Here is a 13237-nt window from a genome sequence, read left to right on the forward strand (position 1 = left end):
ATACGGCCCCAACTTGTTATCTCAGCGTTTGCCAGGCGGGCGTGCCCCGCGCTGGATGCCCAGCCCCTTCACCGGCGGCTGTTCCTTGGGCGCCTCCGCTGCGGGAGCGGCCTCGGGAGCAGCCTCGGGAGCTGCCGGCACCGTCTCCGGCTCGGTAGCGACCGGCTCGGAAGCCGGCTCAGCGGCGGCTTGCGCCGGCTCGGCGGCCGGGGTTGCCGGAGCCGCTTTCTTAGCGCCCGGCTTGCGGGCGCCCGCTGCCATGCCCAGGCCCTTGACCGGAGCGGCCGGAGCGGCCGGTGCAGCGGGCTCAGCCGGAGTTGCGGGCTCAGCCGGTGCCGCGGGTGCCGCAGCGCTGGCCTCAGCGGCCGGTGCAGCGGCCGGAGCCGACTTCTTGGCGCCCGGGCGCTTGGCGCCACCGGCCATTCCGAGCCCCTTGACCGGGGCTGCGGGTGCGGCGGGCTCTGCGGGTGCGGCGGCGCTGGCCTCGGCGGCGGGGGCAGCGGCCGGGGCCGCTTTCTTCGCGCCGGGGCGCTTGGCGCCACCGGCCATCCCCAGGCCCGTCACCGGAGCCGCGGCCTTGGCCTCGGCCGCCGGCTTCTCCGCCGTCGCGGTGGCCACCGCAGCCGGTGCCGTCGCCTTCTCCTCGACCTTCTTCGGACCGGCCTTGGCGGCGGCCTCGGCGGCAGTGCCCTTGGCCGGCAACGTCACCGCGTCCATGTCGAGGGACTCCAGCAGCAGCTGGGCGATGTCACGCACGTCCACATCGGAACGCCCGGAGGCCTCGATGCGGTCGTCGATGCCGTCGCTGACCATCACCCGGCAGAACGGGCAGCCGGTGGCGATGGTGGTGGCACCGGTGGCCAGCGCCTCGTCGACGCGGTCGTGGTTGACCCGCTTACCGATGTGCTCTTCCATCCACATCCGGGCGCCGCCGGCGCCGCAACAGAACGAGCGGTCGCGGTTGCGCGGCATCTCGACCAGGCTGGCACCCGACGCCTCCACCAGTTCACGCGGCGGCTCGTAGACCTTGTTGTGGCGGCCCAGGAAGCACGGGTCGTGGTAGGTGACCTCCCGCGACACCGGGGCGACTGGAATCAGTCGCTTGTCCCGCACCAGCCGGTTGAGCACCTGAGTGTGGTGCAGCACCGTGTATTCGCTACCCAGCTGCGGATATTCGCGAGAGATCGTGTTGAAGCAGTGCGGGCAGCTGGCGATGATCTTGCGGTCCGGCTTGTCCAGACCGTCGAACACCTCGTTGAGCATCTCGACGTTCTGCGCGGCCAACTGCTGGAAAAGGAACTCGTTGCCGGCACGACGGGCGGGGTCACCGGTACAGGTCTCCCCGGTGCCCAGCACCAGGAACTTCACCCCGGCGGCGGCCAGCAGCTCCGCGGTCGCCTTGGTGGTCTTCTTGGCGCGGTCCTCGTAGGCGCCCGCGCAGCCCACCCAGAATAGGTACTCGAAACCGTCGAAGCTGTCGACGTCTTGGCCGTAGACCGGGATGTCGAAGTTGAGTTCGTCGATCCAGGAGGTGCGCTCCTTGGCGTTCTGCCCCCACGGGTTGCCCTTGTTCTCCAGGTTCTTGAACAGCACACCCAACTCGGAGGGGAACTCCGACTCCACCAGCACCTGGTAGCGGCGCATGTCGACGATGTGGTCGATGTGCTCGATGTCCACCGGGCACTGTTCGACACAGGCGCCACAGTTGGTGCACGACCACAGCACGTCGGGGTCGATCACGCCGCCTTCTTCGGCGGTGCCCACCAGCGGGCGGACGGCCTGCTCCGGGCCGGAGCCGCCGATCCGCTCGAAGCCCTTTTCCGGCACATGGTGGCCGGCCAGCGGCTTGGCGTCGGCCAGATCGACCTCGCCGTTCGGCATCGGCTTGTCGCCGAGCAGGTAGGGGGCCTTGGCCATCCAGTGGTCACGCAGGTCCATGACGAGCAACTTGGGGCTCAGCGGCTTGCCGGTGTTCCAGGCGGGACACTGTGACTGGCAGCGGCCACACTCGGTACAGGTGGCGAAGTCGAGCATGCCCTTCCAGCTGAAGTCGTCGATCTTGCCGCGCCCGAACACCGCGTCTTCGGGCGGGTTGTCGAAGTCCAGCGCCTCGCCCTGGTACTCGATCGGCAGCAGCGGGCCCAAGGCGTTCGGCAGTCGCTTGAAGGTGACGTTGATCGGGGCCAAGAAGATGTGCAGGTGCTTGGAGTTCAGCACGATCAGCAGGAAGCCCAGCGCCACCGCGACGTGCAGCAGCAGAGCGGCGGTCTCGATGTTCTCGTTGACCGCGAGTCCCAGCGGCTCCATGAGCTTGCCCATCAGATGCGACAGGTAGGCCCCCTTGCCGTAGGGCAGGGTGCCGGTGTTGACCGCGGCGCCGCGCAACAGCAGGAAGGTCCAGACCACGTTGAGGATCATCACGAGGATCAGCCAGGCACCGCCGTTGTGCGAGCCGTAGAACCGGGACGACCGGCCGTGCTCGGTCGGGTTGCGCAGCACCCGGATGACCATGAACACGAAGATCGACAAGGTGACCGCGGTGATGAAGAAGTCCTGCATGAAGCCCAGGACGTCCCAGCGCCCGACGAGCGGGATGGCGAAGTGTGGGTTGAACATCTGGCCGTAGGCCTCGATGTAGACCGTGATCAGGACGAAGAACGCCCACATGGTGAAGAAATGGGCGATCCCGGGGATGTTCCACTTCAGCAGCTTGGCCTGACCGGCGACCTCACGGATCTGGGTCTCGATCCGGGTCTTGATGTCGTTCGTCCGCTCGGCGCCGACCTTCTGACCAGACATGACCAGTCGGAAGAGCCAGAACACCCGGCGTGCGGCCAGCAGGCCGACAAGCCCTGTCATGGACAGGCCGACCACCAGCCTGATCAGCATCTGGGTATTTTCGGTCACGGAGTGCCTCTCCCATCCACAAGTTACCGGGCAGTAACTTAGCTATGGTTACTGACGGGTAACTTACCGCCAATCTTGCGCAGCACCAGTTCAAGCCCCACTCGGTGCTCGCTCATAGTGCCACTCCGAGGCGGTTCAGCGCGACAAAGGCTGGCCTAACTGTATCGGCGAGCGACCATTCGAACGCGCTTTCACGCTCGCTGAGGCGATGCCGAACTCAGAACCCGGGCAGCGGGATGACGATCTCCGGGGGCCGTCGCGCCGGCGCGGGCGTGGTGGACCCAGCCGTGGTGCTCGGCGCCGTCGTCGTGGGGGCTTCGGTTGTGGTCGGTGGCGTTGTGCTGGTGGGCGGTTCGGTGCTCGTGGTGGTGCTCGGTGCCTCGGTGGTGGACGTGGGCGGCGCGGATTCCGTCGCCGGCGGCGGGTTTTCGTCGGTGGCCGCCTCGGACGGGGCCTGTCGCGGGGCGGGGGCGGCGGGCTCTTCGGCGGGAGCGGTGGACGTCACCGAACTGGGCGCCGGCGCGGTGGGGATCGGTTCCTTGTTCACCAGTCGCACCATGCCCCACACCAACAGGGCGAGCAGGATTGCGGTCAGCACGCCCAGGCCGACCAACGCCACGGGTCGCAGATACCAGGGGGTTGGTGGCGGCGGCGGTTCGGTCCACTCGGGCTGGCGGCCGGCGGGCTCGCGGCGTTCGCTGTAATAGGCCGGCTCGCCGTGGGCACCGTTACCGCCGTAGTCGTAGCCGGCCATCCGGGTCGGCTCGAAGTTGGGGTCGTCCGGCGATCGGTTCACACGCACCGAGGGTAGGTGTCGCGCCTGACGAAAACCCGCGATGACGCTGGCTGAAACCCGTCAGCTGGCCAAACGCCGGCGGGTGACAAGCTCGGTGACAGCTCGCCAACCGAGCAGGAACACGGCGGTGACCGTCGAGGCGACCAGGACGAAGCTGGTGGCCACGCCGGCGGAGGTCGCTTCGCGCAAAAGCATGCCGACGAGCACCGTCGAGATCCAGACCGCCACCCCGGTGGGCCAGAGCGCGGTGGGCCTGCGCCAGCCGCGCGACACCAGCCAGCCCAGCGCGGTGCCACTCAGAAACGGCCAAGCAGTGGTCGCCAGGCCGCTGAGGGTGATGCCCTCGTCGTGGCTGCGCCGGCCGAGAGCGCAGAAGAGCAACACTGCTACCACGTCAATCCCGAGCCAAGCCGGCGTGCGCGGTGATCGCATGCGGCGAGAGTACCGGGGCGGGGATTTAGCGCCGCGGCGGCAGTGTGATCACCGTCGGCAGCTCCGGCACCTTGGGGATGGGCGGGATCGTGATCACCGACGGCAGGTGCGGGAGGCGGCGGCGTGGGGGCTCGCTTGCGGGCGGTGCCTGCTGCGCCGGCGGCTGCTGCGGCGGGGCCTGCCGGGGCGGGGCCGCCGTCGGTGCGGTGGTGCTCGGCGCACTGGAGGAGCTGCTCGTGCTGCTGCTGGTGGTAGTGCTGCTCGTGGAGCTGGTGGTGCTTGACGAGCTGGTTGCCGGGGTCGTGCCACCACCGGGTCCACGGCTGGTCAGCTGGATGATTCCCCAGACCACCAGCGCGAGCATCACTGCGATGAGCCCGAACCAGGCGATCAGCACCGATCGGCGGCGAAACCACGGAGTGTCCGACGCCGCGGCGAAATCGGTGCCCTGCGGGTCGGTCGGCTCGTCGAACGCTTGGTAGGAGGCGTATTGGGTCGGGGCGTTGCCGGGTGGGTGCTCGGGGACGCGCCCCGGGTTGGCGGGCCCGAACGGAGCCGGAGAAGGGCCGGGTGGTTGCGGGCCGCGGTGACCGTAGGGCATGGACCGAGTCTGGTCCTCGCTGGGTTTGCCGGAACCGTCCGAAGATCCGAAGCGCGCCATTTCACCGATCGTATCGGAAAGTGCTGGCCGGCGACTGGGGCGAGAAATCAGCGAGAAGTCAGAAGGTATCGATGTTGTCGATGCTGACCCGCATGCCGTGACCGGTGCGGTCGTTGGTGAACCGCGTGCCGTTGATATCGGCGTTGATGGTCCAGCCTTGCGCCTGGTAGGTCAGGTAATCGATGGTGACGACCGGGATGTCGCCCAGGTTGCCCAGCACCCACTGCACAGTGCCGTCGGCGCTGACACTGACGCCGTTGGCGTGCTGGCCGTCCTTGAGGGGCGTATTGGTGAACTGTGCTTCACAGTCGACCTGGGGTGAGGAGATCTGGCAGCGGGTCCGGCCGGATTTCGTCTCGATGAAGACGTAGCCGTTGTCGTCGGGCGGCAACGGGATGGCGTCGGCCGGCCGGCTCGGGGTGGCGGGCTTGGTCGGACTGGTCGGACTCGATGGACTCGGCGGCGCGGTACTGGTACGCGGTGGCCGGAACGACGGCTCCGGCGGTCCCCCGCCGGGCGCGGCGGTCGGATGGCCGTCGACGGTGCTGCTGCAACCGGTTAGCAGCAGCGCGGCCACCAGCGTCAGCTTTCCGGCCGTCCTGCGCGTCGCCTGGTCTGGTACCTGCACTGATTCCCCCGCTGACGTATATTGCGGCCAGCGTACGCAACCCGTGACATCAGTGGCTGTAGTGACGCGCGGTACTGCCGGTGCGGCGCACGTCGTTCGGGTGAGGAGCCCGCGGTCAGGAAAAGTCACGGAAGGCCAGCACCGCACCCGCCACGGCAGTGACCGCGGCGAGCGCGTAGCCCACCAGCGACCACCAACCGGCGTGCAGGTAGGCGGTGACGGCCACGATCGCGATGGCGCAGAAGACCAGCACCATTCCATACAGCGGGGGCTCGGCTGCGTAACGGTTGCGGGCCATAGGTTTTTCCGGCCTTACTACTCGTCCTGGTCCGGCTGCAGGGCCGCAGCCGGTGTCTGCACGGGAGGTGTCTCGGCGAGCGCGGCCGCGGCCTGCACCCGGCCGCGCACCAGATACCAGCCGACGATCAATGCCGGTGTGCCGATGAGCAGCACTCCCCGGACGAACGGACCGCTGCGCTGATCGAACAACATCAGGACCAGCACGCCGGCCAGGAACACCAAGGTCACATATCCGCTGTAGGGAGCCAGCGGCATCCGGAAGGACGGCCGTTTGAGCACCCCGGCATTGGCCAGCCGGAGCAACCGCAGCTGGCAGGCCACGATCGTGGCCCACGCCGCCATGACTCCGACCGCGGCGATGTTGAGCACGATCTCGAAGGCCTGCCCGGGGCGCAGTGCGTTGAGGACGACGCCTAGCAGGCCGACGCCACTGGTCAGCAGGATGCCACCGTAGGGCACCCCGTTCTTCGAGATCTTGGCGGTGAACGCGGGACCGCTGCCGTTGACCGCCATCGAGCGCAGGATCCGCCCGGTGGAATACAGCCCGGCGTTGAGGCTGGAGAACGCGGCGGTCAGCACCACCAGGTTCATCAGGCTGCCCGCGCCGGTGAAGCCGACCTTGGAGAAGAACGTGACGAACGGGCTCTGGTGCTCCTTGAAAGCGGTGTAGGGCAGCAGCAGCGCCAACAGGACTACCGATCCCACGTAGAAGATCCCGATGCGGGCCACCACCGAGTTGATCGCCCGTGGCATGACCTTCTCGGGGTTGGGGGTTTCGCCGGCGGCGGTGCCGACCAGTTCGACCCCGGCGTAGGAGAACACCACCCCGGAGGTCACCAACACCAGCGGGAGCAGGCCGGTAGGCAGGAATCCGCCGTTCTGGGTCAAGAGATGCAGGCCGGTTTCTTGGCCGTCGACCTGGTAGCGGCCGCCGAGGAAGATGGTTCCCACCACCAGGAACGTCATCAGCGCGAGGACCTTGATCAGCGCTGCCCAGAATTCCAGCTCACCGAAGAGCTTCACCGAGATCAGGTTCATCGACAGCACGGCCAACAGGGCGATCAAGGCCAGCGTCCATTGCGGGATCACCGCGAACAGGTGCCAATAGTGGAAGTAGCTGGCGATCGCGGTGGTGTCGACGATGCCGGTCATCGACCAGTTCAGGAAGTACAACCATCCCGCGACGTAGGCGGTTTTCTCCCCGAAGAACTCACGCGCGTAGGAGACGAACGATCCCGGCGATGGCCGATGCAGCACCAGTTCGCCCAGTGCGCGCAGGATCAGGAAGGCAAAGCCGCCGCACACCGCGTAGACGACGAAAAGGCCCGGCCCGGCCGAGGCGAGCCGGCCGCCGGCGCCGAGGAACAACCCGGTCCCGATGGCACCGCCGAGCGCAATCATCTGCAGCTGCCGCGGGGCCAAGTCCTTGTGGTAGCCCTCGTCCTCACGGGTCAGCGCAGCCCCGGAAATCGGGTGCGGGGCGGGGGAAAGTGACATCGGTGCGAGGGTAACGCACCGGGGTTGCTGGTCAGGACCAATGCCCACGGCGCTCAGGCCCTGCTATTTCGCTATATCGAGGTGAACCAATGGCCGATGTCGTCGGGCGTGTTCTCTCGAAGAAGAACCCGATGATGCCCCGGTCAATGACGCGGCAGCTCACGACGTGAAACCACCGGTCCGTGGGGCACCGTCGAGCGGATCGAACGCCTGCAGTTCGACGGGTGACTACGGTTGCGGTTATGGCTGATCGACCCGCGCCAGTCGCAGATGCGCACGAGGTCGCCGCGGCGATGCCCCACGTCGCCAGAATCAAAGGGCCGCAAGGAAATCCGATCTATGAGGTAGGCGGTGAGTCCCGATGAGCAAGCGGATCGCGGTGGTGGGGGCCGGCATCGCCGGGCTGGCGACCGCGGTGGGACTGCAGCGCCGCGGACACGAGGTCACCGTTGTCGAAAAACGGACCGACACCTCATCGGGTGCGGGGATCAGCATCTGGCCCAATGCGCTGGCCGCCCTGGACCAGCTCGGCCTCGGAGATGCCGTCCGAGCGGCGGGCGGCCGGATCACCGCGGGGGCGGCGCGCTGGCACGACGGATCGTGGCTACGCCACCCGGCGCCAGAGCGGATGGTCCGGGCACTCGGTGAACCGCTCGTGGTGGTGCAGCGCTCGGTGCTTCGCGACATCCTCGCCGAAGCGCTGGCCGCGGGCAGGCTGCACTACGGGCTCGCCGCCACCGACGTGGCTATGGCGGGAGACGTTGTGGCGCTGCAACTCTCGGATGGAACGGCAGATGAATTCGATGCCGTCGTCGGCGCCGACGGCATCCACTCGGTTCTGGCTCGCCACCTCAACGGCCCGCTGCGCCGGCGCTATGTCGGCTACACCGCATGGCGTGGAATCGCCGCCTACGCGCTGGATCCTGACCTGGCGGGCGAGACGATGGGTCCCGGAGTCGAAACCGGGCATGTGCCGATGGGGCCGGACCTGACCTACTGGTTTGCCACCGAGCGGGTCCCCGAGGGACAACGAGCGCCCGAGGGGGAACTGGCCTACCTGCGAGCCAAGTTCGCCCCTTGGTGCGAGCCCATCCCGAGCATTCTCGCCGCGACCTCGCCCGGCGACGTGTTGCGCGACGACCTCTACGATCGCGCGCCCATTCGGCACTGGGCGCGCGGCCCGATCGTGTTGGTCGGTGACGCGGCCCATCCCATGCGTCCGCATCTCGGGCAGGGTGGCTGCCAGGGGCTGGAAGACGCCGCCATCCTGGCCGAGTTCGTCGATCAGGCACCCGATCTGCCCACCGCGTTCGCCCGGTTCGTCGCGTTCCGGCGCCCACGGGTTGCGCCGCTGGTCCGGGAGTCGGCGTGGTTCGGAAAAGTCGTCAACGCACGCCCCGCCGTGCTCAGCGCCGCCGCTAGTCGTGCCACCGGCCTGATTCCAGAAGCACTGCTGATGCGGCACCTGGCAACGGTCGCCGCAGGGTCGGCGTTTGTGTTGCCGACGGCAGGTGCGCCGCGATGAGACCAGGTCTGTGGCTTCGGTGGGCACTGCTGCAGGGGTTTCCGCGGGCGCTTCTTGCGGTGCAGGCGCGGCGCGGCGACCCGATGGCACGCTTGCTCCTCGGGCCACTGCGTGGCGGCGACCCCGAACCGCTGACCGAACAGATCCGTGCCCGTGGCCGACTGACGCGCACGCCGTTCGCTGCGGTGACGGCCGACCACGAGTTGTGCCGGGCAATCCTGCGCGACGACAGGTTCGGAGCGACTAACCCGGTCAATATGAATCTGCCTAAGACGGTGCGCTGGATGATCGACCTGACAGATCCCCGGCTGCCGAATCCGGCGGAGCCCCCCTCGATGCTGGCGGTCGATCCGCCCGACCACACGCGCTACCGGCGTGCGGTGGTGCGCGCGTTCACGCCCCGTGCGATCGACAGGTTGCGGGCCCGGATCGTCGAGATCACCGATGAACTGCTGGATCGGGTGGAATCGGCAGCGCATCCGGATCTGATCGCCGATTTCGCCGGGCCCCTGCCGGCTTTGATCATCGCCGAGATTCTCGGAATCCCCGAGGAGCAGCGGCCGCAGATGCTCGACCGGGGTGATCGTGGTGCACCGTTGCTCGATATCGGGGTGTCCTGGAAAACGTTTCGGGGTGCCATGCAGTCCCTGCGGGAAAACGATCACGAATTCAGCGACCACATCGAACGGTTGCGCACCAACCCCGGTGGCGACATCTACAGCCAGATCATCCGCGACGGGGACCTCGACCGACGCGAACTGGGCGTGACGGCATTGCTGCTCGCCGGGGCCGGTTTCGAGACCACCATCAATCTGATCGGCAACGCGATCGTGCTGTTGCTGCGCCACCGCGAACAGTTGACGAAGTTGCGCGAGGATCCTCCGCTGTGGCCGGGCGCGGTCGAGGAGGTGTTGCGCTTCGACAGCCCGGTGCAGATGACGTCGCGCAACGCCCTCGGCGACCTCGAGCTTGCCGGGTACCACCTCGCTGCCGGCGAAACGGTGGCGCTCCTGCTGGGCGGCGCCAATCGCGACCCCGGCGTTTTCCACGATCCCGGCCGCTTCGATGTCACGCGGGCCAACGCCAAAGAGCATCTGTCGTTCAGCAGCGGGATCCACGCCTGCCTAGGCGCCAACCTGGCCCGTATGGAAGCCACCATCGCGCTGCAGGCGCTGTTCGAGCGGTTCCCCGATCTGCGGCTCGACGGCCCGCCCACGCCGCGCGGGCTGGCCACCCTGCACGGCTTCCGGCGCATTCCGGCGACCCTGTGATCCAGAGCCCGGGTGTCATTCAGGACGTGATGCCTTCGATGTGACCAGCCGTGCACCCAGGTCGCCAGGCTCGACGCGGTGACCTTCGGTGCAGCGGATCTCGACCTGCGCGTCCGCGCCGCAGGCCAGATGCGTCAGGCGTAGCCGGTCACGGTTGGGCAGGTGACGTTGCCCCCACTGGAACATGGCCCAGACCACGGGCATGAAGTCGGTGCCGGCCTCGGTCAGGACGTATTCGTCGCGGCTGCGCTGGCCGGGCTCACGGTAGGGCCGACGGGCCAGCAATCCGAGATCGACGAGTTCCGTGAGCCGTGTTGCGGTGGCGGCCTTGGTGATGCCGACCCGGTGTGCAAAGTCATCGAACCGGGTGGTGCCGTAGTAGGCCTCGCGCATGATCAGCATTGCTGACTTGGTACCCACCGCGGCCATGGTTTTTTCGACCGGGCACTCGCCGATCGCCGACCAGCCATCGCGATCCGCCAGCGGGCCCTGCAGGAAATTCATCTCGATTCACCTCCCGGTCTGGGTTGACCCTACTATACCCAGGGTGTATAGCTGAGTATAGAGAACAATACTCAGCAGGTGGGAGGATTCATGATGGTCGAATATCTAGATCGAGACGCCGTCATCGTCGGAGCCGTCCGCACGCCGACTGGCAAAGGCAAACCTGGTGGTCGCCGTGCCGGGATGACGCTGTCCGACATCGATCTGTTCGAGGTCAACGAGGCGTTTGCGCCCGTGGTGCTGGCCTGGGCGAAGGAAACCGGTGCAGATCTGGCCAAGACGAACATCCACGGCGGTGCTATCGCGATAGGGCATCCGCTCGGCGCCAGCGGCGCGCGGCTGATGACCACCTTGGTCCACGCGCTGCGGCACAGCGGAAAACGGTTCGGTCTGCAGACCATGTGTGAGGGCGGGGGCATGGCCAACGCCACCATCATCGAGCGGCTCGAGGGAGCACGGCAATGAACACGATTCGAGCAGCGGCCGTGCAGATCAGCCCGGTGCTCTACAGCCGGGAAGGAACCGTCGAACGGGTGGTGGCCAGGATCGACCACTTGTCGCGCCGCGGAGTGCAATTCGCGGCCTTTCCGGAGACGGTGATCCCGTACTACCCCTATTTCGCTTTCGTCCAACGGCCGTTCGAGATGCGCGCGGAGCACCTCAAACTGATGGAGCAGGCCGTGACGATCCCTTCGCCGGAGATCGAGGCGATCGGCGCCGCGGCCCGGCAGGCAGAAATGGTGGTGTCCGTCGGTGTCACCGAGCGTGACGGCGGGTCGCTGTACAACACCCAGCTGCTGTTCGACGCCGACGGAAGCCTGCTGCAGCGCCGGCGCAAGATCATGCCCACCTACCACGAGCGGATGCTCTGGGGGCAGGGCGACGGCAGCGGGCTGCGTGCAGTCGACAGTGTGGTCGGGCGGGTCGGCCAGCTGGCCTGCTGGGAGCACTACATCCCGCTGGCCCGCTACGCCTTGATCGCCGACGGCGAGCAGATCCACTCGGGCATGTGGCCGGGATCGTTTGCCGGCGAACTGTTCACCCGCCAGATCGAGACCAGCATGCGTAATCACGCACTCGAATCGGCCGCTTTCGTCGTCAACGCCACCGCCTGGCTGGATGCCGACCAACAGGCCCGGATCATGGCCGACACCGGGTGTCCAATCGGCCCGATCTCGGGCGGGTGCTTCACCACGATCGTCACTCCGCACGGCGAGCTGCTGGGGGAGCCACTGCTGGCCGGTGAGGGCGAGGTCGTCGCCGACCTGGACTTCTCGGTGATCGATGCCCGGAAGTCGCAGATGGATGCCGCCGGTCACTACAGCCGGCCGGATCTGCTGAGCCTGCTGGTGGACCGCACCCCGCAGGCACATGTTCGGGACCGCTTCGAAGGATCCACCGAAGCCGATCTCGAGGGGGTGGACCGTGTCGCAGTCTGATCCGCGCGAGCTCCGCTTCTCCGGAGCCAGGGTGTGCTACCAGAGCACGAAGAGCTACGACGAATTGGCGGCCGCGTTGTTCTCCGAGGTCGGTGTCCGGCCGGTCCCGATCGACGACATCGCGAAGGACTTCGCCGGCTGGGAGTCCTATCGCGATGAGGTCCAAACTCACGTCGGACCTGGGGGATTCATGTTGTTCACGGTCTTCGATCACGGCGGCTGGATCGCCAAGGCCGGCATCGACCGGAAAGCGTTGCGCGTCATCATCGGCAACCCGCTGATCGCGATCACGATGTTGCGCCACGACCTGACCGCGGGGTTGTTTGCACCGGTGGAGTTGCTGCTGATCGGTGAGGAGAACGGCAGCAGTCTGACCTACGTCAAACCGTCTTCGTTGATGGTCGTCGAACCCAACCCTGCCCTGCTTGCAGCCGCAGAAGAACTCGACGTCAAGTTGGCCGCGTTGGCGAGGAAGGTCGCGGGATGACCAAGCGCGTCTTCGTTGCGGGTGCTTCGGGTGTGATCGGCAGCCGACTGGTTCCGCTGCTCGTCGAAGCGGGCCATACCGTCGGCGCCATGACGAGGTCGGCCGAGAAGGCCGACCTGCTGGCCGCAATGGGTGCGCAGCCGATCGTCTGCGACGTATTCGACCGCCCGGCTCTGACCCGGGCCGTCCGACTTTTTGCGCCTGAGGTATTGCTGCACGAGTTGACCGATCTACCCGACAATCTGGCCGACCTGCCCGAGGAGTCGCTGCTCAACGCTCGTATCCGATCCGAGGGCACCCGTAATCTCATCGACGCGTTGGACGGATTGGGCGCGACGAAGATCATCGCCCAAAGCGTCGCGTGGGGGATGCGTCCCGGCGCGGAAGCCGATGCGGTCGCAGTGCTTGAAGAAGCGGTGCTCGCGGCGAGCGGCGTGGTCCTACGCTACGGACTGTTGTACGGGCCCGGTACCTACTACCAGGGCGAGCTGCCTCCGGAACCACGGGTGAACATTGATACCGCCGCCGCGCGGACGTTCGCTGCCCTCGGCGCTCCCACGGGCATCCTGGCGGTTGTCGACGGCTGAGTCGACTGCGTCGCGCCGGGCAACCCCTCGGTGCCCGTTTCGCTGCCGCGGTGCCATTCGGGAACAAATCGCGAACCGGGTCCGTTGACCCATTCGACAAGTTGAGTCACAAGCACTCAAGTCTGGGTTGACAGCCAAGCCGCCGAAGGAGCATCCTTGAGCGCAGTCCGCTCAGACTAGGGATATCGTCTACCAGGGAGGAA

General features: G+C 67.2%; 13 protein-coding genes and 1 pseudogene. 6 read left to right on the forward strand and 8 right to left on the reverse strand.

Going from position 1 to position 13237, the window contains the following annotated elements; genetic code table 11:
* Positions 1 to 21: 21 nt before the first annotated feature.
* From N416_RS0110150 to N416_RS0110180, 7 genes are all read right to left on the reverse strand, one after another.
* Entirely contained in the window at positions 22 to 2889 is a 2868-nt protein-coding gene (locus N416_RS0110150; RefSeq protein WP_036457645.1) for a (Fe-S)-binding protein, read from the reverse strand.
* Between the two features lie 235 nt (positions 2890 to 3124).
* The gene (locus N416_RS0110155; RefSeq protein WP_024441999.1) at positions 3125 to 3703 is read right to left on the reverse strand and encodes a hypothetical protein; all 579 of its coding nucleotides are present in this window, start codon (positions 3701 to 3703) and stop codon (positions 3125 to 3127) included.
* A gap of 60 nt (positions 3704 to 3763) precedes the next feature.
* A complete protein-coding gene (locus tag N416_RS0110160) occupies positions 3764 to 4135 on the reverse strand; it encodes a DUF3054 domain-containing protein (RefSeq protein WP_024442000.1) in 372 nt (123 codons plus the stop codon).
* A 25-nt stretch (positions 4136 to 4160) separates the two neighbouring features.
* A complete protein-coding gene (locus tag N416_RS22115; RefSeq protein ID WP_024442001.1) occupies positions 4161 to 4796 on the reverse strand; it encodes a hypothetical protein in 636 nt (211 codons plus the stop codon).
* A 58-nt stretch (positions 4797 to 4854) separates the two neighbouring features.
* Entirely contained in the window at positions 4855 to 5424 is a 570-nt protein-coding gene (locus N416_RS0110170) for a hypothetical protein (protein ID WP_024442002.1), read from the reverse strand.
* A gap of 115 nt (positions 5425 to 5539) precedes the next feature.
* Positions 5540 to 5722 carry a hypothetical protein gene (locus N416_RS0110175; RefSeq protein WP_024442003.1) on the reverse strand — a complete coding sequence of 61 codons (183 nt, stop codon included), beginning with the start codon at positions 5720 to 5722 and terminating at the stop codon, positions 5540 to 5542.
* Between the two features lie 17 nt (positions 5723 to 5739).
* Positions 5740 to 7221: an amino acid permease gene (locus N416_RS0110180; RefSeq protein ID WP_036457639.1), complete on the reverse strand. Its 1482-nt coding sequence runs from the start codon at positions 7219 to 7221 to the stop codon at positions 5740 to 5742.
* A 361-nt stretch (positions 7222 to 7582) separates the two neighbouring features.
* Between N416_RS0110180 and N416_RS0110185 the strand changes: the two genes are divergently transcribed.
* Positions 7583 to 8746 (forward strand): FAD-dependent oxidoreductase, encoded by a 1164-nt coding sequence (locus tag N416_RS0110185; protein ID WP_024442005.1) that lies wholly within the window; start codon positions 7583 to 7585, stop codon positions 8744 to 8746.
* Positions 8743 to 10017 (forward strand): cytochrome P450, encoded by a 1275-nt coding sequence (locus N416_RS21515; protein WP_036457640.1) that lies wholly within the window; start codon positions 8743 to 8745, stop codon positions 10015 to 10017. The genes N416_RS0110185 and N416_RS21515 overlap by 4 nt, the downstream gene beginning before the upstream one ends.
* 15 nt (positions 10018 to 10032) lie before the next feature.
* Here N416_RS21515 and N416_RS0110195 read toward each other — a convergent pair whose 3' ends face one another.
* A complete protein-coding gene (locus tag N416_RS0110195; protein WP_024442006.1) occupies positions 10033 to 10521 on the reverse strand; it encodes a helix-turn-helix domain-containing protein in 489 nt (162 codons plus the stop codon).
* Positions 10522 to 10695: 174 nt separating this feature from the next.
* Here N416_RS0110195 and N416_RS0110200 point away from each other — a divergent pair.
* The 4 genes and pseudogenes from N416_RS0110200 to N416_RS0110215 form a co-directional block, all read left to right on the forward strand.
* Positions 10696 to 10986: pseudogene (locus N416_RS0110200) on the forward strand (steroid 3-ketoacyl-CoA thiolase); the annotation flags it as partial.
* Positions 10983 to 11960, forward strand: coding sequence for a nitrilase-related carbon-nitrogen hydrolase (locus N416_RS0110205; RefSeq protein WP_024442008.1), 978 nt, complete (start codon positions 10983 to 10985; stop codon positions 11958 to 11960). The pseudogene N416_RS0110200 and the gene N416_RS0110205, both read left to right, overlap by 4 nt.
* Positions 11947 to 12447 (forward strand): DUF302 domain-containing protein, encoded by a 501-nt coding sequence (locus N416_RS0110210; RefSeq protein ID WP_024442009.1) that lies wholly within the window; start codon positions 11947 to 11949, stop codon positions 12445 to 12447. Before N416_RS0110205 ends, N416_RS0110210 begins: the two co-directional genes overlap by 14 nt.
* Positions 12444 to 13034, forward strand: a complete 591-nt coding sequence (locus N416_RS0110215; protein WP_024442010.1) for an NAD(P)-dependent oxidoreductase — start codon at positions 12444 to 12446, stop codon at positions 13032 to 13034. Before N416_RS0110210 ends, N416_RS0110215 begins: the two co-directional genes overlap by 4 nt.
* Positions 13035 to 13237: the final 203 nt, after the last annotated feature.

Source organism: Mycobacterium sp. UM_WGJ (assembly GCF_000455125.1).
Taxonomy (GTDB): Bacteria; Actinomycetota; Actinomycetes; order Mycobacteriales; family Mycobacteriaceae; genus Mycobacterium.